Origin of the sequence: Peribacillus sp. B-H-3 (assembly GCF_048572925.1) — a bacterium.
Taxonomy (GTDB): Bacteria; Bacillota; Bacilli; order Bacillales; family DSM-1321; genus Peribacillus.
Genome location: NZ_CP183879.1, coordinates 393,760 through 418,773 on the forward strand (window position 1 = coordinate 393,760; position 25,014 = coordinate 418,773).

Consider the following 25,014-nt stretch of genomic DNA (forward strand, 5'->3'; position numbering starts at 1 on the left):
ATTCTTATATTCCCTCAAAAACCTCATTTACTTATGGTACGGTTCTCCGTAACGTATATAAATGAGGTTTTCTCATATTTATCTGGCTCATTTACGGCCCAATTTTTTCATTTTTATTTACTGGATTTTTTACATTAACATATGAGTATCTCATCTATGCCACCTAATATTTTTACATTCTATAGGTCTAAATCTTCGTATATGATAATTTGTGTTATTATGGTTAAATAGTTATAATTTTCATTTCATATTTTAAGTTAAACAACAAGGAGTTAATCATGAAGGAATTCTATTCTCAAATGAATAAAAAAATATATTATAAGGTAGTGTCCATCATAATCGTTCTTATTATGATAGGTCTGTTAGTAGATAATCCACGTTTTTATGAACTCGGTGTTGGCTATATTTTACATAGTATTCTCTCTATCATTCTAATTGCATGCTTATTGCTTTATCCTAAATATGAAAATCTGACTTTCAGAATTATCATTATGGCTGTGACAACAGCCTTCTTGTATGCAATCTTCTTTTTATATCAAGGGACTGTATCCAACTTTATTTTTCTATGTTTTATTCCTGCGATTTCTATTTTATTTTTTGACTCAAAGTTGTTTTACTTTTCTTTAATGTTAAATACACTATCAATATCGTTTACATTTAGTTATATCTTGCTATTTGACAAAGAAAATTTATATTTTTACTTCAAACAAGACTTAATAGGAAATTTGATCAACTTTATCGGGAGTCAAGCAATTATATATCTTATTTATCATTTATCGTATGTACGAATTAAAAAACAGCATTTATACTATGAACAATTACAACATTCAGAACGATTGAAGACCACAGGTCAATTAGCAGCAGCAGTTGCACACGAAATAAGAAATCCTTTGACAGTCGTTACAGGATTTTTGCAACTTTACAATGAAAAAGACACACCATTTAATAATGAAATCAAAGGACATTTTGACTTGATGATTGCTGAATTAAATAACGCAGAACAAGTAATTGCTCAATTTTTAGCTATTGCAAAGCCAGATAAAAATAAAAAAATGGAATTAGTGAATGTGAAGGTTGTTCTTCAAAGCATAACTGAGTTGCTTAAATCATATGGGCTATTGCATGATAATACGATCGATTTAAATGTAGATGAAGATTGCTTTATCTCTATTAACCACATAGAGTTTAAGCAATTAATGATTAATATTATTAAAAATGCAATGGAGGCCTCTAAACTAGGTGATTCTGTAATTATTAAAACGGTAAGAAAAAATCATTTCGTAGAGATAAAAGTAATAGACTATGGCTACGGTATGTCAGAAGAGGAACTTAAATCTCTCGGTACACCATTCTATTCTTTAAAAAGCAATGGTACAGGATTAGGTTTAATGATTTGCTACCATATAGTAGAAAAATATAATGGGACAATCAATTTTCAAAGTTCAAAAGATACCGGAACAACGGTTACTATTAAGTTTCCATCAAAAAATAATGTTGTTGCTGGGTTGCTATTATGATTTTCAAATATTTGAACGTCCTAATTACAGAATACTTTAATAGCAAATATTCTCGTGACTTTATATATAGACGCTTTAATTACGTTTGTAACGAGCATTTGTTTCAACCTTATGCATTAAATCCCAAATAATAACCCACTCAAACGCGTCTTTTTTTAGCTATTTTTTGTCTATAGGAATATTCTTCAAAAACGATCCTAAAGACTACTTAGATTTAAGCAGTAATGTTCCCATAGCCGACAACAGTATAATGGAAGTGCCTAGCACGATTAATCCATGGCTCCAGTCCAGCCGAGTCTGATTCAATAAGACTGCCAACTCTCCATTTATTATTTTAAAAGGATTGAAGTACGTAAACGGAGACAGATAGGCAACTTGGTCTGCGAGTTGTGTACTAGTAAAAAATCCGGCTAGAATGACTATAGCTGTAACCGCATAAACGGACAATGTATTCCTGCAAAATAATGCAACTATATTAGCTAAAACAATTGTAAAAAGTAACACCAGTCCGGATAATAGGGCTGTTTGTAAGAGGAAAACTCCTAAAGGAATAAAGTTAAACCCTCTGCCCTCTTCTGCATACTGAAGAATTGGATATTGCCAATCGCCAAATCGATTGCCAAAGGTACCAGTCAGAACTACTACGCCGATCAATCCAATTAAGCTGAAAGCAGAAATTACCGCACCGTAAATTAGTTTTCCCGCAAAAACTTGCCTAACAAAGAGCGGTTGTGTTCTTAGAAACCGCAATGTGTTCTTCTTCCCTCGTTCACCAGCAAGGCCTGCACCAAATAGGATTACAAGCAGTGCTATTAACACTAGTTCTAGATGATATTGAAAGAAATGGTACAAAGAAAACAAGCCGCTGTTATCCAGCTTTTCATTGGCTTTCAACCACTTCTTCTCTGGCCGATTTCCCTCCCAGTGGGAATGGATGGTCGGCACAAAGTCTCCTGAAATCACCGGTTGAATGTGATGCTTTAGGAGCCACTTCTTTTCCGCTATCCCAACCCCTAATGAAAATGTTCCCAATGTGGAAATATCAAAATCGATGTTCCCCGAATCAAGCTCTTTATTAGCCCAGCGATTTAGGAAGAGTTGATAGGCAAGCAGCGGCTGCCAATTCCCGTTGTTAAATGCTGACTTGGCCGCTTTCCCTTTTTCAAGCTGCTCCTTTAAAACTGTCAACGCCTTTATGTAACCCTCTTCACCAGCTACAGCTTGAGTTGACTTCTTTGTTTCATCGATTTGCATTTGTTGCGTTGGTATAATGTCTTTTTCCAATAAAGTGATAGTCTGGCTTAAATCTTTAAAATAATGTTGCTTCTTTTCAGCGGTTTGTAAAGATAACATGTAATACCCAATGAATATCATTAGAGACAGAAAAACCAGTGTATATCGCAGTAAGCCTCTGCGCCAGTTCTTTTGAACCTCAAAAACAAAGACTTCCCATACAAGTGAAAAGCTAACTGTGCGTACAGGGTACCTGAACGGCTTCATGTAATTGGAAAGTGAAATGCCGCCCAACAAAGATTTCGATGGCAACCAATTTGTTAAACCTGCTATAAAAAGTCCATACAACAAAGTGGTTAGAGGTACTTCATTTGGTAAACTTAAGAGCAATTCTTGAAACCGAAATACTCTAAAGGGATTCCATAGACTGCGGCCACCTGAATACAAAGTTCCAACCAGTACAAGAATGCTTGTCAAAAATAGAGCTAAATAGGTGTTTTTCAGCCACTTACTCACAAACAGCAGTATGCTAAATACAAAAATGCCTGCAGCGGCAAAAAGTACACTAGCTCTGTACACATAAGAAGCCGTTGTAATGACCGACACTTTTTCACCTGTTTGAATGACTTGCGGATAATCCCATAACCAAGTATGTGAACCAAAAGCCCATGAACCCACTAGTGACAGCACTATGATTGCTAGTATGTAAATAAATATTACTACTACTAAGCTTGCAAACTTAGCAAATCGTATTTTCCACTCTGCCAATGGCTGCGTGTTAAGAAATCTCCACGTTTGTTGCTCGTGTTCCATTGTAAAAGAGTTGCCAAAGAGTAAGACCAACAACACTAAACCCGCCAAAGCCCATAAAAATGCAGCTGCTTCCTTGAGGAACAAAGCTGGAACCAATGGATAGGTCTCATCTACATATGGCATGTGTTCTTTTAACAGCCATTGATTTTTGAGTAAGGCTTTTTCCCGGTCTGTTCCTGTCAGTGCATTGAATGTGCCTCCCTGCGCGGAATAACGCTGCAAAGTAACGAGGAAATCGTGCTCGTACTTGGGGATCTGTGCCCACTCTTCCTCTAGGATCGCTGCTTTCCAATTAAACAGAGCCTGACTCATTTCATTAACATGTTCCAGCTGCTGGGTTTCTGACGGTTTGTTTTGCAGACTCCGATAAAGTTCATCATTTTCTTTTTCAATAGGTTGAATGATTTTTAGGGCTCGTTCTTTCATTGCATCCTTTTGTAAATGGTTTTGAACCAGCATTCCGGTTAGACAAAGGAATACAATCAGGGTCATCCAGAGAAACAATTTTCTTCGCCAAAACTTCCTCAACTCAAATCGCACGATATTCATACTACTCACCATCGTCGAAGAAAATCCTCTTATAGCGATCCTCGGTCCCTGTTGTCACTTTATCCATATCCAATACAGCTATCTCTTGTTTTCCTAACTCTTGAAGAACTTCCTGAAGTCGATTTGACTCGGATAGAAGGAGCTGATTCTCCTTGATTTCTACTTCAAACCCAGTCTGTTTTAGCAGTTGGCGGGCCTTCTCAGCCTCTTGTACTTTTAGCTGGTAGTGAACTCTTTTCACATTAGATAGGTCCTCTTTTATTAATACTCCCTGCTTTAAGAACATGACCGCAGACGTAACCCGATCAATTTCTGCTAGATTATGAGACGACAGGAGGACGGCCGTTCCGCGTTCCGCTAGCTGAAGCAGCAACTCGCGCACATAAATGGCACTGCTCGGATCTAGGCCGTTCAGCGGTTCATCTAGTATGAGCAGCTTAGGTTCATTTACAATAGCAAGTGTTAAGAGAAGATGCTGCTTCATCCCAAGCGAATATTGGCTTACTTTCTTGTTTACGTATCCCTCAATGCCCACTAGCCTTGCCTTTTTCATTAGCTCTTCTTTAGTAATCCCGTGGACTCTGCCAACAAACTGAAGATGGTCCATTCCTGTTAAATAATCGTAAAGTACCGAATTGTCCTGCATAAAAGATACTTGCCGGAATATCTGAGGGTTTCGGTTGCTTTGCCCAAGAACCGTCACTTCACCCTGATCAGGGTGAATTAGATTGGTAATAATATTTAGCAGCGTGGACTTGCCCGAACCATTTGGTCCAACTAGAGCAACAATTCCGGGGGCTGCCATTTCAAACGTGACCCCTTTTAGCACCTTGTCACTTCTATAAGATTTATGAATCTGATTGACTGATAGAATCATTAAGGTCACATCCAGACTGAATAAAGAAATATTTGAAACCCTTTGAAACTTAACAGAGATGTCTCAACAGATTAAATATAGTACTATTGGAAAAACTTGTAAAGAAAAACTAATACAATAAATGATTCCTTTATTAACCACTCATTTGCGGTTATAAAAGAAAGAACGAGAGTATAAAATATTTTGTGTAAATGAATAAAGACGAAAAAAGGAAGACCTTTTCTTGGTAGAATTAAGTCACCACAACCAATCCTAGAAAGAGGTCTTCCCTATGAATCAGTTTACAACAGAAATCATTGATGCTCTAGTAAAAAAAACAAGATATTACTGAAGTTTTTCGTACATACTTAGAATCAGCGGTCAATACGCTGCTGTCGACGGATTTTGTATTAGAAACAGCAATCGAAATTTCATTCGAAATTAATTCACCAATGACGTTCAGCAGTGAACTTAAGGTTATATCTTCCATATTATTAACACCTCATTCACATCTATATTAATACTAAATTTCACTGATGCTTAGAAACTATAGGCTAATAGTAATTATTTTAAGCCATTACTAATAACGGGTATACTAATAAGGAAAGGATGTGGTTCATCATGAATACAATGAAGGCGGTAGGATTAACTCGTTACCTTCCAATTGACAATCCCCAAAGCCTGGTGGACGTAGTTGTAGAAAAACCAAAAGCAACGGGTCGTGACATTTTGGTCAAAGTTGCGGCCATATCGGTCAATCCTGTTGATACAAAGGTACGAGCTCCTAAGGAAAGAGTTGAGGAAGTTCCTAAAATTCTAGGTTGGGATGTAGCAGGAGTCGTCGAAGAGACAGGACCGGACTGTTCATTGTTTCGTCCGGGAGATGAAGTTTTTTATGCTGGCAGTATTGCACGACAAGGCGGAAACAGTGAATACCATCTGGTCGATGAACGAATCGTTGGACGCAAACCTGTTTCCTTAAGTTTTGTGGAAGCCGCAGCTCTTCCCCTAACCTCCATTACAGCTTGGGAAGCGTTATTTACCCGAATGTCTATTTCCCAAGATCCGGGCCCTAATAAAGGAAAGGCTCTGCTGATCATTGGCGCAGCCGGGGGTGTGGGTTCCATTGCCACTCAGCTTGCAAAACAAGCGGGGCTTACTGTAATCGGGACTGCTTCCCGACCGGAAACTGTTAGCTGGGTTAAATCAATGGGCGCGGACTATACCATTAATCACCATGACCCGCTCCTTCCACAACTTCAAGCAATTGGATTTACAAACGTTCCGTACATTTTTTGCCTGAATGCTTTGGAAAAACACTGGGCCGGTATTAGCGAAGCTATTTCTCCACAAGGAGTTGTGTGCGCAATTGATGATCCAACCTCTCCACTGGACCTCAAATTGCTTAAGCAAAAAAGCGTTACCTTCGTGTGGGAGTTTATGTTTACTCGCCCTGTTTACGAAACAGATGATATGATTGAGCAGCATCTATTGCTTAATCGTATTGCTGATGCTGTGGACCATCAAAGATTAAAGACAACACTGGCCGAAGTCCTTGGACCGATTCCAGCAGAAAATCTCCGTCAAGCCCACAAATTTTTGGAGAGCAATAGGACGATTGGTAAAATTGTACTAGAAGGTTTTGTTTAAAAACCCTGTCTGCAGAGAGTATAAAAAACAATGAGGTTTCCCGATAAATTGGTGATTCGATAATTGCAATTGGATATAAATATAAAGCCGACTGCTGATTGCAGCCGGCTTTAATTACACAAAGAAACTTTCTTTTACTTATGATATGGTTCTTTATAAATAGATTAAGTGTTTTTCAATGTTTAGATTCTTATATTCCCTCAAAAACCTCATTTACTTATGGTACGGTTCACCCAAATTCATTGGTAATATATATGAACATACTTAAAATCCCATTATTATGTATAATATTACTATAGAAAAATAAGTTAACTATTATGGAGATTGTATTATGACAAAAAATGATTCTACCAATTTCGTGTTGCATGCAAAAAGTGACGAGTTTTACTGGGAGGGTATTGGTCAACTATCCATTAAAACATTCTTCAATGGTAAAGCCCATTATAAGACTAATAAAGGCTTTTTTGCTGTTGAAGAGAGTAGATACCTACTCCTTAATGAAGGCGCATACACAATATCCATTGATGAAACTAAAATTGTAGAATCCTTTTGTGTTTTCTTTAAAGATGGGTTTGCAGAAGAAGTCTTTCATTCCTTAAAAGAAACAAATGATGGTCTTCTAAGCGATCCGTTTAAGGATACAAGTTCTATTGGTTTTTTTGAAAAAACCTATCATAAAAATAATACTCTATCTTCTCAACTGGAAAATTTTATGCAGATATTACCTAGTCTTGATATTGATTCCCTTGGTTATGAGGAACAATTTCATAAGATAATGTATTCTATTTTAAATGAACACTTTGATACATATAAAGAAATTGAATCATTACATGCAATTCGTAATTCTACACGTGAAGAATTATATAGAAGGGTAAGTATTGCACATGATTATATTAGATCATATTTTAATCAACCTATAAAACTAGAAGAAGTTGCTAGAGTTGCTTGTTTATCACCAAACCATTTATTAAGAACTTACTATCAAATATACGGTAGAACACCTCATAAGCATATTTCAGAATTTAGAATACAAAAAGCAAAGCAACTATTATCAAAAGCAGATAAAAATATGACTGATATAACCTTTATACTTGGATTTCAAAACCCTGTGTCCTTTAGTAAAATGTTTAAACAACATGTTGGTATATCTCCTATGGAATATCGAAAAAAAGGTGATATTGGATAAGAAAAATTAGAGGAAATTATTTATGCTTATATTGAATAAATATTTGAAAGGAGAAATGTATTATGGAAACGACAATAGTTCAAAAAGTTGGACAGATTGGTGTACCTGTTAAAGACTTGATTAGAGCATTAGATTTTTATAAAGAGAAATTAGGTCTCTCCCTTTTATTAAACACTGATAGTATGGCTTTCTTTGAATGTAATGGGTTGCGGCTAATGTTATCACTACCAGAAAAAGATGAATTCGCCCATTCAAGTTCAGTTATTTATTTTCAAGTAACTAATATTAAAGATACTTATGAGCGCTTAGTAGATAAAGAAGTTATCTTTATCGATGAACCACATGTTGTAGCGAAAATGGGACAAACAGAAACATGGATGGTATTTTTTAAAGATACAGAAGATAATACTCATGCATTTATGAGTGAAGTACAAGTTTAAGAAAATCAAAAGGAGACCGTCTAAATAACACAACGGTCTCCTTCAATTTAAATTAGCCTTTTTAATACTTCTTTATCCAGAGTAACTTCTACTCTCTGCTTTACCACTATTTGTGATACGGTTCCCCACGATTAATCCTAAACGCTCGGTATATCTGTTCTACAAGAATCAGCCTCATGAGCTGGTGCGGGAAGGTCATTTTTGAGAAGGAGAGGGATTCGTCTGCACGCTGCAGGACTTCTTTGCTGAGGCCGAGTGATCCGCCGATGATGAAGGCAACTTTGCTTTTGCCGTATGTGGCCAGTTTGTCCAGGGTTTCTGCAAGATCTTCGGATGATTTCATTTTGCCCTGGATTGCAAGGGCGATGACATGGGTATCACTGCTGATTTTTTGGAGGATTCTTTCTCCCTCTTTTTCTTTGATTTGTTCCATTTCTACTTCACTTAGTGTTTCAGGTGCTTTTTCATCCGGCAGCTCGATAATTTCAACTTTTGCATAAGCCGATAGCCGTTTCAGATATTCATCAATGCCCTGCTTCAGGTATTTCTCTTTTAGCTTTCCTACTGTTACAATACTGATATTCATTCTTCATCCCCACTTTACAAACAGGTTACAAACAGTTTACGAACACGTTATCCACAATACTTATCCACATATACACATTTTCTATCCACATGTTGTATGCGAATATTAGTTCCCTACCATATATACAGCCGTGTTTCGACAATATTCACAGCATGTTGATAACTGTTTTTCCATTGCTACTTCCAATAATACTGGTGCTGTTTCATGCTCCACTACCACTGTATTCAGGGCCATTTCTACGTGTTCCTTGCAGCAATAAATCATATAGGGCTGCCTCCTTTACCCATGATATTTTTCGACACATTTCTTGTTTTTTGCCTGTGTTTTTTTTATCCACAATTCTCTATAAATTGCCTTCGATTTATTTTATCCACACCATATCTATCCTAACAGAAATAAGAAAAATCGTCATTGCTGCACCTGAAAAAACGGGAAAGCATTTGCTTTCCCGCTGTGTCTTTGCCTTTATTACATCGTTTCAGCAGACAATCTGACTGTTGCTGATTCTTTTTTGCCGTCACGGTAAAAAGTTATTTTAACGCTATCGCCAATTTTCTTCTCATTGTAAAGGTACTTTCTTAATCCCACCACGTCTTTAATTTCTTTGTTATCCATGGCAATGATGACATCAAATTCTTTCAAGCCAGCTTTTGATGCTGGTGAATTTGGCTGCACACCTGTAATGGCAACCCCAAATTTGACTCCAGCAGGCAGCTTAAGCGTATTTTGCTGATGATACTGCGAAATTTCCTCTACAGAGCTAAGGTTAACTCCCATATAGGCTCTTTTAACTTCACCGTACTTTTCAATATCATTAATAATCGGAATGGCTGCATCGATTGGAATGGAAAGGCCGATACCCTCTACAGCGCTTTCGGCAATTTTCATGGAGTTAATGCCGACAACCTGCCCCGCCATATTTACAAGTGCACCTCCGCTGTTGCCCGGGTTGATGGCCGCATCGGTTTGGATGACCTCGGCATTCCAGTCCACTTCTCCATCTTCATTGATATCTACATCAATCGTACGGTTTAACCCAGACACAATTCCCTGTGTAATGGAACCTGAAAATTGAAGCCCCAGCGGGTTGCCAATTGCAATTACAGGCTCACCTGGCTTCAGCTTGTCTGAATTCCCGAATTCAGCAACCTTTTTGACCTTGCTTCCATCTACCTCAATAACTGCTAAATCTGTCCAGGGATCGCTTCCCCTAAGCTTAGCCGAGAGTTTCGTGCCATCCTTTAATGTCACCTCAAGTTCATTGGCACCTTCAATTACGTGATTGTTCGTAACGATGTACGCTTTGCCATTTGCCTTTTTATAAACTACCCCTGAACCTGATGCTGAGGCGGATTTGCCGTTATCCTGATCCCAGAAGCTTGATTTCTGGATATTTTCAATGCCGACAACCGCATCTCCTGTTTTATCTACTGCTTTCGTGACAGAGGTTGTAACATCCAGGTTCACATTTTCATTGACGCTTTTACCATTTTGAACTGTTGCATCCTGGGAAACATTACTTTCATCGTCGTTATTTTTGAAAACCCCAAGACTCGGCAAAATGCTCAATACCAGAATGGCTCCGATGATAACGCCCGCAAGCCCCGCAAGGAAATAACCGAGTTTGCTTCCTTTTTTTCTTTGTTTCCGATTTTCAAAATCATGGTCGTCGTAATATCCCAAGCCCTTCCATCCTCTCTTGTTTAAACATGCGATAATTGCAATTTCTAGTCTTTGTTTATACCCATAATTATACTCAAAGAACTCTTCATTTATAAAATAATTATACTTTTATTGGCTGATTAAGCAGATTTTATGAGTTCTGTAAGGCAATCCCATTGTTAAACCGAGTTGATTGGAGCGTAAGGTGCGAGACTCCTGCGGGATTAGCGGGACAGGTGAGACCCCGCAAGCGCAGCTGAGGGAGGCTCACCGCCCGCCCCGCGGAAAGCGAGCATCCTGGAGCGGAAATCAACCACCTTGTTCCATAGCACCAAAGTTTACAAAAACAGCCTAAAAAACGAAAAATAAAAAGGAATGAAAAGAAAATTTCCTTCTCATTCCTTCCTGCTACTCTACAAATGTACAAGCTCTGTAGGCTTTTTTGGGTCTGTATCATACAAGGAGAATTGCTCGCCGATTACTATGCCCTGCGTCTGCAGGGTTTGTTCCACAGACATTCTCGCCAAATCCTTCATATTATTATCAAGGCTTAAATGAGCAAGGTAGATCCGCTTGGTACGGTCGCCTGCCACGTCACTCATGGCAAGTGCGGCATCTTCGTTGGACACATGCCCGACATCGCTTAAAATCCTCCGTTTGATGCTCCATGGATACCTACCCATCCTCAGCATGGAAACATCATGATTGCTTTCGAATATATAAGCATCTGCATTAGATATGATGCCCTTCACCCTGTCACTGACATACCCGGTGTCTGTTATCAAAACCAGCTTTTTCTCACCCTGATGAAAGACATAAAACATCGGTTCTGCCGCATCATGTGAAACACCAAAGGATTGAATATCAAGGCTGCCAAAGGTTTTGACCTGTTCCATTTCAAATGAGAACTTTTGCTCCAGGGGAATAGCCCCTATGGAACGCTCCATAGCATCCCAGGTTTTCTTATTTGCATAGATTGGGAGATTGTGTTTCCTTGCAACAACGCCGAGGCCCTTAATATGATCGCTATGTTCATGGGTGACGAGAATCCCGGATAGCTTGGACATATCCCGGCCGATTTCGCTGAATAAACCCTCCATCGCTTTGCCGCTCAGTCCTGCATCCACGAGAAAGGATTGATCCTCTGTCTCGACGAAAAAGGCATTTCCCGTACTCCCGCTTGCGAGAACACTAAAATGCATAGTCATGAAACTCACTCCAATAGTATTTTTTCTTCTGTATTTAATTCAATGATTTCACCGTCAAAGGCATTTACAAACAAATCCTTCTTGTCATTCACAGTAATTTTCCAGGTCGGAATCAGCAGATTGGAAACCGAGGAGGACTGAAGTGAATTATAATAACCGAGTTCGGCTTTTACTTCACTTTTCGCTGGGATATCGCCATCGATGTATAAGTTTTCAATCGCCTGGCTTGCCGGCAGAATTTCCTTCTCCTTGTTTGACTGTTCATTGATTCCTTCAAGGAATGTTTGCTCGTATGAAGCAATTTCCCGATTATCATTGAGAAATAACTTCAGTTTTCCCTTGCTGTTATTAAAAAAGGTCTTATTGTCTGCATACTGATAATAAATGAGAACATTATTGGTTTTATCATATGACCAAAAGCGGTACTGGTCGCCGTTCAATATGTTCCCCTTCAGATATGTGTCCAGCTGATTGGACTGAAACTTGTCACTCAGGCTGATTTTGTTCTTGAACGTTCCCCTGATCTGGGTCCCTCCGCTTAAAATCTGCACCTTCTGATTTTGCAGCTCCTGAATATCTTTTTTTTCAAAGACCTTGCTCTTGGCAATAAGGAACTTTTCTTTCAAACTTTCCTTGGGCATATCTACGTATTTAATGTCATCCTCTTTAATCAAATCCTCTGTAGAGGTTTTTGACATGAGATCGTATTTGCTGCTGTTTCTTTTTTCAATAAATTGATACAGCAAAAAGATATCGAGAATAAGAAATACCATAATGAATATCGTTTTGGTTTTATTCCAATCCACACTTATCGCCTCCTGGTCCCGGGATCTTCATCGGGAACCATGATCCAATCATCGCCGGAACGATAATACCACTTGGGCTCCAGTGAAACTAATCTACTATCAGTCGGATCCTTCATCATCATATATCCGCAGGCAAGGTCCTGGACGGCATCCATATCGATATTCCTCATATTCCTGAGCCTTTGGTACACTTCTTCGCCAGATTGCAGGGTGATGGAGAGATCTTCCGGCAGAGGCACCTCCAGGAAGAAGCTTGGATGCTCATAGCGGTAAATATCTGCATTGCCCCAGATTTCATTAATGCTGCCAATATCATTAAACACAGGATATCCTTTGACAAATAACCGGAAGCGGACACTTTGTTCTTCCTCATTTAATCCGTCAAACAGATAGCGGTTATCTTCCCAGCCCGCGTGATTATTGATAAAATCAATGCTTTTTTTCAAAAGATCGCTTGAGCTTCCGAATACTTTGCTTTTTTGAGCCGGGTTCACAAAGGAAATCATCGAGCTTTCTTTATTAACAAGCATAAGCCTCAAGCCATCTGAATACTCATCGCCCTGGATCACGGACTCATGGCGGACAACATATTTAGGATCGCTGAATAATGCATCCTTGAATTTTTCGGTATTGATTCTTGTAATGCTGTACTTATATTGATTCATTTTTGAAGGATCTTTTGAAACATATAAGACATTGCGCTTGCCGTGCTCCTGGTACTCGGGATAATCGGCTGCCTTTTGATAAAAGGCCTGATTGAATTTTTTTATATAGGAAGAATTCACTTTAGCTTCGAATACCCTCTGCTTTTCATACGAAACAAAATAGACATTTGCTTCTCTGCGCGGAGAATCGGCAGGCTTAAATACAATTCTGTCGAATGAGATGGACGGAAGATTTTCTTCATCGATATCAAGGGTTTTTTTAAATAAATCAAGCGGCACAATATCCCTGAAGATGATTTCCGTATTTCCGTTCCCATGGACAAAATCCTTGAATTTTAAAGAGTTGACGGTTGAAGAAATGTCCCTGAAATTGTATAGAGTCCAGCCCGACAGCTCTTTTTGAATATTGTATATATCTGCTTCCTCAAAAGTCTGATAGTGCTTTCCATTTTTATGAAAAAGGACACTGTTTGGCTTTACAACATCATCAATACCCTTTTTGTCAATATCAACCGAATACGTATCGCCGCTTTGGCTGATTGGGTCATACTTCGGCTGATATGTCCAAATATTCCAGGTCAAAAATGCACTAATCATTATGAGAAGCGTCAGTATAATGCTCTTTGCTCCTTCTATATTCATGACCACTCATCCTCTTGTTCCGGTTCATAAGGAAGGGTAAAGAACACTGTTGTTCCTTTGCCTTCAACACTTTCAGCCCAGATTTTCCCGCCGTGGGCCACAACCATTTCTTTCGCTATGGCAAGTCCCAGTCCGGTTCCCCCAAGGTTCCTTGAACGTGCCTTATCCACCCGGTAAAACCGTTCAAAGATTTTATGGATGGTATTCTTCGGTATGCCCACTCCCTGGTCGCTGATGCTGATGATAATCTGCTTTTCTTCAGCACGCAGCCCAAAGGTGATCTGCCCGCCCTCCGGTGAGTACTTCATTGCATTGGAAATGATGTTGTAGAGAACCTGGGTGATTTTATCTTCATCAATTTCCACAAGGAAGGACTCTTTAGGAATTAGCCTTTTAAAGGTAATGTCTTCCTTCTTCGACATTTCAAAACGGTCTATAATATGATTAAAGAACTCGCCGAAATCAGCCCAATCCTTGGATAGCCTATAATCCCTGCTGTCCATTTTAGATAGCTTCAGCAAATCATTAACCAGTCTGATCATCCGCTCGGTCTCATTTTGGGTCACATTTAAGAAAGAAGGAGCAAGATCCTCATCCTGCCATGCACCCTCTGCCAGCGCTTCGAGATAGCTCCTCATCGTAGTCAGGGGTGTCCGCAATTCATGTGAAACATTCGCCACGAACTCACGGCGTTCTTCATCGATTTTTTCCTGATCGGTTATATCATGAAGAACCGTGATCAGACCATTAACAAAGCCAGTTTCTTTCTGGATCACGGAAAAATTCGCCCGCAGTATATAAGGCTTATTTTGTTTTCCGTAATCAAGAATTAAAGACTCCTGCTGCTCGAGCAAATCCTCGAATGTATACTCATCCTCAAGCCCCAAAAGCTGCAGAATGGGCTGGTTAAGCACTGTTTCACGTGAAACATCGAGAAGCCTTGCTGCAGGTTCATTGATCAGATTGACTCTTCCTCTGCGGTCGGTCGAAATTACTCCATCCGTCATATAGGAAAGGACAGAGGATAGCTTTCTCCGTTCGCCATCCGTGCTTGACTGGGAGTCCTGAAGCTTCTTCGTCAAGTTGTTAAAGGTAACAGCAAGCTGGCCGATTTCGTCATCTCCGTACACCTTAACCTTCCGCGAGAAGTTCCCTTTTGACATCGCAATGGCCTGTTTCCTCATATCGGTCATCGGCCTGGTGATGGTCTTGGCAAGGAAAATCCCAAGTATGGCTGTAATGCCTAATGCAATGGCAGTCCCCGTAATAAAAATACGGTTAATGACATTCATTTGCTGGTACACATTTTCCATCTGGGCAATGATATAGATGGCGCCAATCACCTTGCCTTTTGATTCAATAGGGGTGGAAAGCACCAGGATTCTCCGGCCGTTTTTTGGATCACGGAATATCTTATTTTCATTTGTGCCAAAAACAAGGGTCCGCTTAATCATGACTTCTGTTGTTTTCCGGCCGACAATCTTTTGATTGCCAGGATCAGATGTTGCGATAATTCTTCTGCTTGGCAAGTCAATGACCCGTACCTCTGATATATCATTGGAAGAGTTATTTTTTTCCGATAGAATTCTATTAATGTCCGTCTCAAGCGGCGGAGAATCCTTGTCTCTTTCCTTCGCCATTTCTTCGCCAACACTGTAGGCCAGAAGGTTAACATGGCCTTCTATAGAGTTTTTGAAGTTTCCGACAAGGTTTTTCTCCAGCTTCCCGACGAAATATACGCCAATGATCTGCATGGCAACAAAAATCAGCAGTACATAGATTAAGACAAACTTAAGCTGTATGGAACGGAATATTCCTACCTTTTTCATGCATCTTACTCCTGTTCAGGGTTACGGAGGTAATAACCTACCCCTCTTCTTGTTACAATCCAGCCTGGATGGCTTGGATTATCTTCAATTTTTTCGCGCAATCGCCTTACAGTGACATCCACCGTACGGACATCTCCGAAATAATCATAGCCCCAAACGGTCTGCAGCAGATGTTCCCGTGTCATAACCTGTCCGATATGCTTTGCTAAGTAGTGAAGCAGCTCAAACTCGCGGTGAGTCAGTTCGATGGTCTCGCCCCGTTTTGAAACGACATATGCATCAGGATGAATAATAAGAGAGCCTATTGTGATTTCTCTCGATTCATCTTCCGTTTCTGTAACCGCTATGGCCTGCTGGCGTCTAAGATTTGCCTTGACCCGTGCAATTATTTCCCGGGTGCTGAACGGCTTCGTTACATAATCGTCCGCTCCCAGTTCAAGCCCCAGCACTTTATCTATCTCAGAATCCTTTGCCGTCAGCATAATGATTGGAATTTCATATTTTTTTCTGACTTCCCTGCACACTTCCATACCGTCTCTTAAAGGAAGCATGATATCAAGCAAAATAAGATCAGGCTGAAGTTCTTCCACCATTTTCAGCGCTTCATTGCCGTCATACGCACACTGTACATCGAAGCCTTCTTTTTTCAGGTTAAATTGCAGAATGTCTGCAATTGGCTTTTCATCGTCCACTACAAGGATTTTCTTTTCCATATCTCCCGCTCCTTTGTTTACAATTCATTCTCTGTATTTATGAAAGAAAGGCTTGTATCATAATAGCAAGCCTTGTCACCGGTACTTATAAGCGCATGCGGCATGTCCCAAGCTTCTCCGCAAAACCATGCATGCTTCCCTCAAGCATCGCATATCTTGTCTATTCTACTTTATCATTTTATTACCGGTAAATCACCTTTTTACTTTTCAGCTCAACATTTACCAAATGCAATTTTGCCTGCATACTGTTTTTTTTAGCTGGAATATGGGCCTTTACTTCATTTATTGTAATAATCATTGCTCCTCATAAAGAAAGTCCCCGGTTTCAATAAACCAAGGGACTGGAACAAGATTATTAAGCAAACAAAAAAACGCCCTAAAGGCGTTTTAGAGATGGCTCAGGACGGAATCGAACCGCCGACACAAGGATTTTCAGTCCTTTGCTCTACCGACTGAGCTACTGAGCCAAATATGGCGGTCCCGACGGGAATCGAACCCGCGATCTCCTGCGTGACAGGCAGGCATGTTAACCGCTACACCACGGGACCACATTTGATTATTAAGCTAGCATCAAGGCAAGCTTTGGATGGGAGGAAAATCCTCCCCATCTTCCTGCTTCGCTTTTGCTAATGACCCATACGGGATTCGAACCCGTGTTACCGCCGTGAAAGGGCGGTGTCTTAACCGCTTGACCAATGGGCCGAAATGGTGAGCCATGAAGGATTCGAACCTTCGACCCTCTGATTAAAAGTCAGATGCTCTACCAACTGAGCTAATGGCTCGGCATAAAAGATTTTATCAATAAAACATTACAATCGGTGTGTGCCGTTCTTTGGCATCCCTGTCTGCTGTTTTATTCTCTCTTGTGACGACGCTTTTGATAATATCATAGAATCTATGACTATGGCAATAGTATTTCAGAATAAAATTTTATTTATTTTTTCACGGGACAATTTCCATCTGGATTTAAGGCAGAGAAAAGGCCTGCTGTATCTAATACAAGCAGGCCTTTTTTTCTTATACCTGGCGCCATGGGCTTCTGACAACATTAGTCTGCATGCGGTCAGGGCCGACTGAAAAAGTCGTTAAAGGAATCCCTGTAAGCTGTGAAACACGCTCAATATAGTGGCGTGCATTTACCGGCAGCTCATCAAGCGATTTGCAGCCCGTAACGTCCTCTTCCCATCCTGGCAGCTCTTCATAAACAGGCTCACATTCAGAAATGGTTTTCAGGCTTGCCGGGAATTCTTCTATGATGGTTCCTTTATGATTGTATGCTACACAAATTTTCAATTTCTCAATGCCCGTAAGCACATCAATGGAATTCAGAGATAGATCTGTAATCCCGCTCACACGGCGTGCATGGCGGACAACTACTGAATCAAACCACCCGACACGGCGCGGCCTTCCAGTCGTTGTACCATATTCGCGTCCGACCTCGCGGATTTGATGGCCAATCGCATCATCCAGTTCGGTAGGAAACGGGCCATCGCCCACACGGCTTGTATAGGCCTTGCATACGCCGACAACATGATTGATTTTAGTAGGGCCTACCCCTGATCCAATCGTTACGCCGCCCGCTACAGGATTGGAAGAAGTAACGAAAGGATATGTCCCCTGGTCAATATCAAGCATTACTCCCTGTGCACCTTCAAATAATACCCGTTTTCCGTCATCCAAGGCATCATTCAGCACCACAGAAGTATCGCAGACATACTGCTTCACCTGCTGGCCATAATCAAAGTATTCATCAAGGATTTCTTCCAGTTTGAAACCTTCTGTTTCATAAAAGCGTTCAAGAAGGCGATTTTTTTCCTCAAGATTGCGTGCAAGCTTTTCTTCAAAAATCTCCCTGTCCAATAAGTCCGCCATGCGGATGCCCATTCTGGCTGCTTTATCCATATAAGCTGGACCGATTCCCTTTTTCGTTGTTCCAATCTTGTTATCGCCTTTGCGCTCTTCTTCCACTTGATCCAGTTTTAAATGATAAGGCAGAATCACATGTGCGCGATTTGAAATGCGAAGATTATCCGTTGTTACGCCATGGTCATGAAGATAAGCAATCTCTTCCACAAGCGCCTTAGGATCTACAACCATGCCATTTCCAATCACACAGATTTTATCGCTATAGAAAATTCCTGATGGAATTAAGTGAAGCTTGTACGTTTCCCCGTTAAACTTAATCGTATGCCCAGCATTGTTTCCGCCTTGATAACGAGCGATGGCTTCCGCATTTTCAGATAAAAAATCTGTAATTTTGCCTTTGCCTTCGTCTCCCCATTGCGTACCGACCACTACCACTGATGACATATACAGCACCTCCAAAGATTTCACGTAATACCGGTTCTCATAACCGGTTCTTATCAAACAAACTCATTTTAACAGGTTAACGGGAAAGAAGTCAATAAAAAACCGAACAATAAACAACATAATTACTTTATACGTTCGTGAATGAGTACAATAGCCCGCTTTTACAGGATAACCAAAAATAAGGCCATTCTTCCCTAAATAGAAGAATGGCCCTAATTTATCTTGCATTATATTATGCGCCAGGCGGCATCTGCGAATCGTCAAGCCTTCGTTCCAGGTTTACGAATTTATTGTATTCCTTAACGAAGGCAAGAGACACCGTGCCTACAGGTCCGTTACGCTGTTTGGCTATAATGATTTCAATGATATTCTTGTTTTCGGATTCTTTGTCATAATAATCATCGCGGTATAAGAAAGCAACGATATCAGCATCCTGCTCAATACTTCCTGATTCACGGATATCCGACATCATAGGGCGTTTGTCCTGGCGCTGCTCCACTCCGCGGGAAAGCTGTGACAAGGCAATGACCGGCACCTGCAGTTCACGTGCAAGCGCCTTAAGGGAGCGGGATATTTCAGAAACCTCCTGCTGGCGGTTTTCACCTGATCTTCCGTTTCCTTGGATTAGCTGCAGATAATCAATCAAAATCATGCCAAGGCCATGCTCCTGCTTCAGCCGGCGGCATTTTGACCTTATATCCCCGATTCTTACCCCAGGGGTGTCATCAATATAAATGCCGGCATTGGAGAGGCTTCCCATTGCCATGGTCAATTTCCGCCAGTCTTCATCGGTCAATGATCCTGTCCGCAGATTCTGGGCATTGATATTGCCTTCAGCACACAGCATACGCATTACAAGCTGCTCAGCACCCATCTCCAGGCTGAATATAGCTACATTTTCTTCCGTTTTTGTGGCTACGTTTTGGGCGATATTCAGTGCAAATGCCGTTTTACCTACAGAAGGGCGGGCAGCCACAATAATTAAATCGTTCCGCTGAAAGCCGGCTGTCATCCTGTCCAATTCGGCGAACCCTGTTGGTATGCCCGTAACGTCGCCTTTGCGGTTGGTTAAAACCTCAATATTATCATAAGTGCGTACCAGTACATCCTTGATATTCTGAAAGGCGCCAGAGTTCTTTCTCTGTGCCACCTCCATGATATTTTTTTCGGCTTCGCCAAGAAGATTTTCCACTTCATCTTCCCTGCTGTAGCCTTCCTGGGCAATATTCGTAGCTGTGCGGATCAAGCGCCGCAGGAGGGATTTTTCCTCCACGATCCGCGCATAATATTCAATATTGGCAGCAGTCGGCACAGACGCTGCCAGTTCGCTTAAATAAGAGACGCCGCCCACTTCTTCAAGATTTTTTGCAGCAGCAAGCTCTTCTGTGACCGTAATTAAATCCACGGCTTTTCCTTCATCATTCAGGTTGAGCATGACATTAAATATTTTCTGGTGCGAGCTGCGGTAAAAGTCTTCTGGAATCAGCATTTCCGATGTAACCGTCAAAGATGATGGTTCCAGGAATATAGCCCCTAATACAGCCTGTTCCGCCTCCACATTTTGCGGCGGAATCCGATCCTGAAATAATTCGTTCATATGCAGCCTCCATTCGAGAGGATTTCTCTTGCTATAGTGAACTCTTTTCTTTAAAGAGTTTAGTAGGTGTAGAAATATATGTCCAAAAAGAAAAAAAGTGATGGACGCGAAAGACCTATCACTTTTTTCCCTAAGTTCTATTTTATCAAGTTTTCATAGATTTGAAAGAGCTAAAATTAGTTAATTTCTTTGACTTGTACTGTAAGCGTCGCTGATACCTCTGGATGAAGCTTTACAGGAACCTTTGTATGGCCCAATGAGCGGATGCCTTCACTCAGCTCCATTTTACGTTTGTCGATTTTGATTCCGTGCTTTTTCTGAAGCTCTTCGGCAATTTGTTTAGTCGTGATGCTGCCAAACAATCTGCCGCCTTCACCAGCCTTGGCAGACAGCTCCACAGTCAGCTTTTCAATCTTTTCTTTTAGTTCCTTCGCTTGCTGCAGCTCTTCTTCTGCAAGCACTTTTTCTTTGTTTTTCTGTGCATCCAATGTTTTGACATTGGCGTTAGATGCTTCTACTGCAAGGCCCTGCTTCAGTAAAAAGTTATGTGCATAGCCATCTGCCACGTTTTTTACTTCGCCTTTTTTACCTTTGCCTTTTACGTCTTTTAAAAATATCACTTTCATTCTTTTTGTCCTCCTTCTAAGTATTCATCTATAGCGGCCTTCAATTTAGCTTCCGCTTCATCTATGGAGCATACCTGCTGTGTTGCGGCATTGGTCAGATGTCCGCCTCCATTCAGCATTTCCATGATTACCTGGACATTGATATCCCCAAGTGACCTTGCACTGATCCCGACCATATCATCAGAGCGCTTGGCAATGACGAATGAAGCAATGACGCCTTCCATCGTCAAAAGGGTGTCAGCTGCCTGGGCAATCAGCACCTGATCCTTAATCTCGCCTTCCATTCCTCTTGCAATGGCAATGCCATCCTTATAGAAGGATGCAGATTCAATAAGCTTGGAGCGCTTAATATAGGTATCCACGTCTTCTCTCAGGAACTTCTGGACAAGCACGGTATCTGCACCATGTGCACGGAGGTATGAGGCAGCATCAAATGTTCTTGAACCTGTCCTCAGGGTAAAGCTTTTTGTGTCTACAATGATGCCGGCAAGCAGCGCCGTGGATTCGAGCATATCGATCTTGCTTCGTTTTGGCTGATATTCCAATAACTCTGTAACGAGTTCTGCCGTTGAGGAAGCATAAGGCTCCATATATACAAGCAGGGAATTATTGATGAATTCCTCACCGCGCCTGTGATGGTCGATGACAACCACTTTATCGATTCTGCCAAGCAGCTTCTCTTCAATCAGCATGGATGGCTTATGCGTATCGACGACAACGAGCAGAGTGTCTTCAGTCAGTATTTCAAAAGCATCTTCCGGGGTGATGAAACGGGAATGAAGCTCTGGCTTCGTATTTTTCGTTTCTTCCATCAGCTTGCGGACGGCTGTATCAATTTCCTGGAAATTAACGACAATATAACCTTCACGCTGGTTCATCTGGGCTACTTTTAAAATCCCGATGGCTGATCCGATTGCATCCATATCCGGATGCTTATGTCCCATTACGATGACTTTATCGCTGTCGAGGACAATATCCTTCAAAGCATGGGAAATGACCCTGGCACGCACCCTTGTCCGTTTTTCCATAGGGTTTGTTTTTCCGCCGTAGAATTTCACCTTTCCATTAGGCAGCTTAATGGCCACCTGGTCGCCTCCCCGGCCTAAAGCCAAATCCAGGCTGGACTGGGCCATAGATCCAAGTTCCGGCAGCGAGGAAACGCCAGAGCCCACTCCTATGCTTAATGTGAGCGGCACATTTTGCTTTGATGTTGTTTCACGGATTTCATCAAGAATGGTGAATTTCCCTTTTTCAAGCAGCTGCAGGATGCTTTCATTAAAAACGGCAATAAAGCGCTCTGATGAGGTTCTTTTTAAGAATGCACCATTGTCTTTAGCCCATTTATCCAGCAAAGAGGTGACAATGCTGTTCAGGCTGCTTTTTCTCTGGTCATCCATGCCCTGTGTCAGGTCATCATAATTATCCAGAAAGATAAAAGCAATGGCTGTACGCTCTTCTTCATATAACTTTTCAATTTCAATCTGTTCTGTCACATCAAAAAAATACAGCAGCCGTTCCTCTGTCTTATGAATCACTCTGAACTTCCGGCCATGAAGGGTCACCGTTTCCGATTCTACTTCCTGTTTGATCAGGGGCACGATAGATTCTGCAACATCATAGAGCGACCTTCCTGCCAATGCGCCTTCATCAAAGCAAGACGCAAGGAAGGGGTTGGTCCATTCAATATAATAGTCTTCGTTAATCAGCATAATTCCTATCGGCATTTCAAGCAGGGCTTCTTCCCCTACCTTCTTCAGCCTGTAGGAAAGTGTCGAAATGTACTCTTCCGTTTCACGCCGTTTAAGGGACTCAGCCCTTAATGTAAGAATAAGAATTCCGCCAAGCAGCAAGAACCCCAATGCTGCAGCCCACCAATTATAAAAGGCAAGGACGCCTAGAAATACGATGCTGATCACCAATAGTCCATATATGGATGAGCTTCCTGTCTTTTTTAAATAAGATGGCATATATTCAGCTCCTAAAAACATCTGCTGCAATGCAGAAAGTGTAAACTAGTTCTTTTTCCGGATGTATTCCCTAAAAGGAAAACCTAAATCTATTATACCTAATAATCTTACGGCAGACTGTATGATTGGAATGAAAAATGAAGCAATTACCAAAATGACCGGCACTGCTTTTGGCAGCTTCTTGATATTGCTGATATAAAAAAACAAGGAAAGACCCTGTATGGTCATAAAGAACTGCAGGATAGAAAACAGGTTCATCAGCACAATATACCAGGTGCTGCCTTTATCCGGATGTATGACTGCCAAAAGAATCATGGTAATTAAATAATACCACAAAATGCTTTTAGGAAGCTGAATCTCCCGGAATCGGGGCCAAGCTGTCTTTTTGGGGCTAAATCTTTTCAAAATCGGATGTGCTGCCCAAAGGAAAAGCAAAACCATGAATATGGAAGCAGTCACGATAAGGCTTGGCAGCAGGGTCATAATAAGTTCAGCTCTCTCTAAAAACTGATCTTTTAACTGCCCGGCCGATGTTTGTCCCATTGAGGATAGCAGTCCTGCTGACTTATCAATCTGGAGCAGGGCTTGTTTCATGAACTGTTTATATAATGAGATGAAGTTAAAATGAAAGAATAGTGCTGCACTGGCTGCCATAACGGCAAAGCCCGCTATAAAGACAAGGACCGTACGGATAAACATCAATATAGGAGATTTATCATGCTGGATATGATATCCGATTGTAATCCCGACCAAGCCTGTCACAAGCACCATCGGTATTTGTGACACCATCCCAAGGACAGCTGCTAGCAGGCTGGCCATGAACAGCATCCCAAAAGACCATGACAGCTTTTGTTTAATAGCTGCCAGTATAAACGGAGCCGGCAAAAAGAAAAATAAAAAAATCAAAAATGGCAGCTGAACCACCAATATTAATAAAATGCTATACAAAGCGAGGAGCACTCCGCCCTCGGCTACTTTTCTCCCATTATTCAATCCTTCACTTCCATTCATCAAAAATCAGCAAAGCCTGCTATATATATTCTTTCCCTATTGTAGCTGTTACAAAAAACAGATTCAAACGTTTGCTTTCAGATTGTTGGGCAATCCAATAATTATCCTCTAAAGTGCAGCAAATGTTTATTCAGCAGGCGTGCTGAGATCTTCTATTCGCATATAGGGCAAACGCTTTGGCCATCCGTGCAGTGTGCAGACATATAAAAACAGGCAAAAAAACCGTGTGTTTTCACGCCAAATAAAAAGCACACCAAGGCAAGCGCCTTGATGTGCTGAATTGGATTATTCACCAACAACGTATGGTAATAATGCCATTGTACGAGAGCGTTTGATAGCAATCGTTAATTTACGCTGCCATTTTGCGCTTGTACCTGTTACACGGCGTGGTAAAATTTTACCGCGCTCTGAGATAAACTTTTTAAGAAGATCTACATCTTTGTAATCAATTTTAGTGATTCCGTTTGCTGTGAAGTAACAAACTTTACGGCGTTTTGCACGTCCGCCTTTACGGTTTCCTGCCATGATTATTTCCCTCCCTGCAATTTAAAATTATCCATTCATCCATTAAAATGGAAGATCGTCATCTGAAATGTCGATGGTTTTGCCGTCGCTGGCAAATGGATCATCGTCTACACGAGTGTAGTTGTTGTTGTTGTTGTTGTTGTTATTGCGTTGATTCTGATTCTGATTTTGTCCAAACGGATTATCATTATTGTAGCTTTTCTGATTTCCGTAAGAACCGCCATCATTTCTTTCACCCGCTGAACTGCTTCGTGGTTCAAGAAATTGAACGCTCTCAGCCAGAATCTCTGTTACATACACTCGTTTGCCGTCTTGTCCTTCATAATTACGTGTCTGGACTCGTCCATCCACGCCAGCCAGGCTTCCTTTTTTAAGGAAGTTAGCTACATTTTCTGCCGGTTTACGCCAAACTACACAATTAATGAAGTCTGCTTCGCGTTCTCCCTGCTGATTCGTAAATGCACGGTTAACAGCCAAAGTGAACGTTGCTACAGGAACCCCATTCGGTGTATATCTTAGTTCAGGATCTTTAGTTAAGCGTCCTACTAAAATCACGCGATTCATCATCAGAATCAACCCCTAAGTTTCCAGATCTTTTTCAATCAAATATGCTTTATTATACT

20 protein-coding genes, 4 tRNA genes and 2 pseudogenes are annotated in these 25,014 nt (G+C 41.0%); 4 read left to right on the forward strand and 22 right to left on the reverse strand.

Going from position 1 to position 25,014, the window contains the following annotated elements:
* Positions 1-278: 278 nt before the first annotated feature.
* Positions 279-1,517 (forward strand): ATP-binding protein, encoded by a 1,239-nt coding sequence (locus ACN6MY_RS01755; protein WP_419882555.1) that lies wholly within the window; start codon positions 279-281, stop codon positions 1,515-1,517.
* A 204-nt stretch (positions 1,518-1,721) separates the two neighbouring features.
* Here the strand turns inward: ACN6MY_RS01755 and ACN6MY_RS01760 are convergent, their stop codons facing one another.
* The 3 genes and pseudogenes from ACN6MY_RS01760 to ACN6MY_RS01770 all read right to left on the reverse strand — a co-directional run.
* Positions 1,722-4,112: an ABC transporter permease subunit gene (locus ACN6MY_RS01760; RefSeq protein WP_419882556.1), complete on the reverse strand. Its 2,391-nt coding sequence runs from the start codon at positions 4,110-4,112 to the stop codon at positions 1,722-1,724.
* Between the two features lies 1 nt (position 4,113).
* Positions 4,114-4,989, reverse strand: coding sequence for an ABC transporter ATP-binding protein (locus ACN6MY_RS01765; RefSeq protein WP_419882557.1), 876 nt, complete (start codon positions 4,987-4,989; stop codon positions 4,114-4,116).
* A gap of 382 nt (positions 4,990-5,371) precedes the next feature.
* A pseudogene (locus tag ACN6MY_RS01770) lies at positions 5,372-5,458 on the reverse strand (LytTR family transcriptional regulator); the annotation flags it as partial.
* 131 nt (positions 5,459-5,589) lie between these two features.
* Here ACN6MY_RS01770 and ACN6MY_RS01775 point away from each other — a divergent pair.
* From ACN6MY_RS01775 to ACN6MY_RS01785, 3 genes and pseudogenes are all read left to right on the forward strand, one after another.
* Positions 5,590-6,618 carry a zinc-binding alcohol dehydrogenase family protein gene (locus ACN6MY_RS01775; protein ID WP_419882558.1) on the forward strand — a complete coding sequence of 343 codons (1,029 nt, stop codon included), beginning with the start codon at positions 5,590-5,592 and terminating at the stop codon, positions 6,616-6,618.
* A gap of 331 nt (positions 6,619-6,949) precedes the next feature.
* A pseudogene (locus ACN6MY_RS01780) lies at positions 6,950-7,814 on the forward strand (helix-turn-helix domain-containing protein).
* 52 nt (positions 7,815-7,866) lie between these two features.
* The gene (locus tag ACN6MY_RS01785) at positions 7,867-8,244 is read left to right on the forward strand and encodes a VOC family protein (RefSeq protein ID WP_419882559.1); all 378 of its coding nucleotides are present in this window, start codon (positions 7,867-7,869) and stop codon (positions 8,242-8,244) included.
* Positions 8,245-8,350: 106 nt separating this feature from the next.
* Here the strand turns inward: ACN6MY_RS01785 and rlmH are convergent, their stop codons facing one another.
* From rlmH to ssb, 19 genes are all read right to left on the reverse strand, one after another.
* Complete coding sequence (rlmH, locus tag ACN6MY_RS01790; RefSeq protein WP_419882560.1) at positions 8,351-8,830, reverse strand: 23S rRNA (pseudouridine(1915)-N(3))-methyltransferase RlmH; 480 nt, start codon at positions 8,828-8,830, stop codon at positions 8,351-8,353.
* 105 nt (positions 8,831-8,935) lie between these two features.
* Positions 8,936-9,094 (reverse strand): CxxH/CxxC protein, encoded by a 159-nt coding sequence (locus tag ACN6MY_RS01795; protein ID WP_419882561.1) that lies wholly within the window; start codon positions 9,092-9,094, stop codon positions 8,936-8,938.
* 204 nt (positions 9,095-9,298) lie between these two features.
* Positions 9,299-10,513, reverse strand: a complete 1,215-nt coding sequence (locus ACN6MY_RS01800) for a S1C family serine protease (RefSeq protein ID WP_419882562.1) — start codon at positions 10,511-10,513, stop codon at positions 9,299-9,301.
* A gap of 392 nt (positions 10,514-10,905) precedes the next feature.
* Positions 10,906-11,700 carry an MBL fold metallo-hydrolase gene (locus ACN6MY_RS01805; RefSeq protein WP_419882563.1) on the reverse strand — a complete coding sequence of 265 codons (795 nt, stop codon included), beginning with the start codon at positions 11,698-11,700 and terminating at the stop codon, positions 10,906-10,908.
* 5 nt (positions 11,701-11,705) lie between these two features.
* Positions 11,706-12,506, reverse strand: coding sequence for a two-component system regulatory protein YycI (locus ACN6MY_RS01810; RefSeq protein WP_419882564.1), 801 nt, complete (start codon positions 12,504-12,506; stop codon positions 11,706-11,708).
* A gap of 2 nt (positions 12,507-12,508) precedes the next feature.
* The gene (locus ACN6MY_RS01815; RefSeq protein WP_419882565.1) at positions 12,509-13,813 is read right to left on the reverse strand and encodes a YycH family regulatory protein; all 1,305 of its coding nucleotides are present in this window, start codon (positions 13,811-13,813) and stop codon (positions 12,509-12,511) included.
* Entirely contained in the window at positions 13,810-15,642 is a 1,833-nt protein-coding gene (gene walK / locus ACN6MY_RS01820; protein WP_419882566.1) for a cell wall metabolism sensor histidine kinase WalK, read from the reverse strand. Before walK ends, ACN6MY_RS01815 begins: the two co-directional genes overlap by 4 nt.
* Before the next feature lie 5 nt (positions 15,643-15,647).
* Positions 15,648-16,355, reverse strand: a complete 708-nt coding sequence (gene yycF / locus ACN6MY_RS01825; protein WP_071349577.1) for a response regulator YycF — start codon at positions 16,353-16,355, stop codon at positions 15,648-15,650.
* Positions 16,356-16,749: 394 nt separating this feature from the next.
* Positions 16,750-16,822: transfer RNA gene (locus tag ACN6MY_RS01830), tRNA-Phe, on the reverse strand.
* Between the two features lie 5 nt (positions 16,823-16,827).
* Positions 16,828-16,903, reverse strand: a tRNA-Asp gene (locus ACN6MY_RS01835).
* Positions 16,904-16,985: 82 nt separating this feature from the next.
* Positions 16,986-17,057: transfer RNA gene (locus ACN6MY_RS01840), tRNA-Glu, on the reverse strand.
* A gap of 4 nt (positions 17,058-17,061) precedes the next feature.
* Positions 17,062-17,137, reverse strand: a tRNA-Lys gene (locus tag ACN6MY_RS01845).
* Between the two features lie 235 nt (positions 17,138-17,372).
* Positions 17,373-18,665: an adenylosuccinate synthase gene (locus ACN6MY_RS01850; RefSeq protein WP_419882567.1), complete on the reverse strand. Its 1,293-nt coding sequence runs from the start codon at positions 18,663-18,665 to the stop codon at positions 17,373-17,375.
* A gap of 232 nt (positions 18,666-18,897) precedes the next feature.
* Entirely contained in the window at positions 18,898-20,262 is a 1,365-nt protein-coding gene (dnaB, locus tag ACN6MY_RS01855; protein ID WP_419882568.1) for a replicative DNA helicase, read from the reverse strand.
* A 176-nt stretch (positions 20,263-20,438) separates the two neighbouring features.
* Positions 20,439-20,888 (reverse strand): 50S ribosomal protein L9, encoded by a 450-nt coding sequence (rplI, locus tag ACN6MY_RS01860; protein ID WP_071349574.1) that lies wholly within the window; start codon positions 20,886-20,888, stop codon positions 20,439-20,441.
* Positions 20,885-22,855, reverse strand: a complete 1,971-nt coding sequence (locus ACN6MY_RS01865) for a DHH family phosphoesterase (protein ID WP_419882569.1) — start codon at positions 22,853-22,855, stop codon at positions 20,885-20,887. Before ACN6MY_RS01865 ends, rplI begins: the two co-directional genes overlap by 4 nt.
* Before the next feature lie 45 nt (positions 22,856-22,900).
* Positions 22,901-23,848 carry a YybS family protein gene (locus ACN6MY_RS01870; protein ID WP_419882570.1) on the reverse strand — a complete coding sequence of 316 codons (948 nt, stop codon included), beginning with the start codon at positions 23,846-23,848 and terminating at the stop codon, positions 22,901-22,903.
* Positions 23,849-24,151: 303 nt separating this feature from the next.
* Positions 24,152-24,391, reverse strand: a complete 240-nt coding sequence (gene rpsR, locus ACN6MY_RS01875; RefSeq protein WP_071349572.1) for a 30S ribosomal protein S18 — start codon at positions 24,389-24,391, stop codon at positions 24,152-24,154.
* A gap of 42 nt (positions 24,392-24,433) precedes the next feature.
* Entirely contained in the window at positions 24,434-24,958 is a 525-nt protein-coding gene (gene ssb, locus ACN6MY_RS01880; protein ID WP_419882571.1) for a single-stranded DNA-binding protein, read from the reverse strand.
* Between the last annotated feature and the right edge of the window lie 56 nt (positions 24,959-25,014).

What these genes read in the sequence shown, in the direction of transcription:
- ACN6MY_RS01755 (WP_419882555.1), top strand. Translation starts at nt 279, where the DNA reads ATGAAGGAATTCTATTCTCAAATGAATAAAAAAATATATTATAAGGTA.
- ACN6MY_RS01760 (WP_419882556.1), bottom strand. Translation starts at nt 4,112, where the DNA reads ATGAATATCGTGCGATTTGAGTTGAGGAAGTTTTGGCGAAGAAAATTG.
- ACN6MY_RS01765 (WP_419882557.1), bottom strand. Translation starts at nt 4,989, where the DNA reads ATGATTCTATCAGTCAATCAGATTCATAAATCTTATAGAAGTGACAAG.
- ACN6MY_RS01775 (WP_419882558.1), top strand. Translation starts at nt 5,590, where the DNA reads ATGAATACAATGAAGGCGGTAGGATTAACTCGTTACCTTCCAATTGAC.
- ACN6MY_RS01785 (WP_419882559.1), top strand. Translation starts at nt 7,867, where the DNA reads ATGGAAACGACAATAGTTCAAAAAGTTGGACAGATTGGTGTACCTGTT.
- rlmH (WP_419882560.1), bottom strand. Translation starts at nt 8,830, where the DNA reads ATGAATATCAGTATTGTAACAGTAGGAAAGCTAAAAGAGAAATACCTG.
- ACN6MY_RS01795 (WP_419882561.1), bottom strand. Translation starts at nt 9,094, where the DNA reads ATGATTTATTGCTGCAAGGAACACGTAGAAATGGCCCTGAATACAGTG.
- ACN6MY_RS01805 (WP_419882563.1), bottom strand. Translation starts at nt 11,700, where the DNA reads ATGACTATGCATTTTAGTGTTCTCGCAAGCGGGAGTACGGGAAATGCC.
- ACN6MY_RS01815 (WP_419882565.1), bottom strand. Translation starts at nt 13,813, where the DNA reads ATGAATATAGAAGGAGCAAAGAGCATTATACTGACGCTTCTCATAATG.
- walK (WP_419882566.1), bottom strand. Translation starts at nt 15,642, where the DNA reads ATGAAAAAGGTAGGAATATTCCGTTCCATACAGCTTAAGTTTGTCTTA.
- yycF (WP_071349577.1), bottom strand. Translation starts at nt 16,355, where the DNA reads ATGGAAAAGAAAATCCTTGTAGTGGACGATGAAAAGCCAATTGCAGAC.
- ACN6MY_RS01850 (WP_419882567.1), bottom strand. Translation starts at nt 18,665, where the DNA reads ATGTCATCAGTGGTAGTGGTCGGTACGCAATGGGGAGACGAAGGCAAA.
- dnaB (WP_419882568.1), bottom strand. Translation starts at nt 20,262, where the DNA reads ATGAACGAATTATTTCAGGATCGGATTCCGCCGCAAAATGTGGAGGCG.
- rplI (WP_071349574.1), bottom strand. Translation starts at nt 20,888, where the DNA reads ATGAAAGTGATATTTTTAAAAGACGTAAAAGGCAAAGGTAAAAAAGGC.
- ACN6MY_RS01865 (WP_419882569.1), bottom strand. Translation starts at nt 22,855, where the DNA reads ATGCCATCTTATTTAAAAAAGACAGGAAGCTCATCCATATATGGACTA.
- rpsR (WP_071349572.1), bottom strand. Translation starts at nt 24,391, where the DNA reads ATGGCAGGAAACCGTAAAGGCGGACGTGCAAAACGCCGTAAAGTTTGT.
- ssb (WP_419882571.1), bottom strand. Translation starts at nt 24,958, where the DNA reads ATGATGAATCGCGTGATTTTAGTAGGACGCTTAACTAAAGATCCTGAA.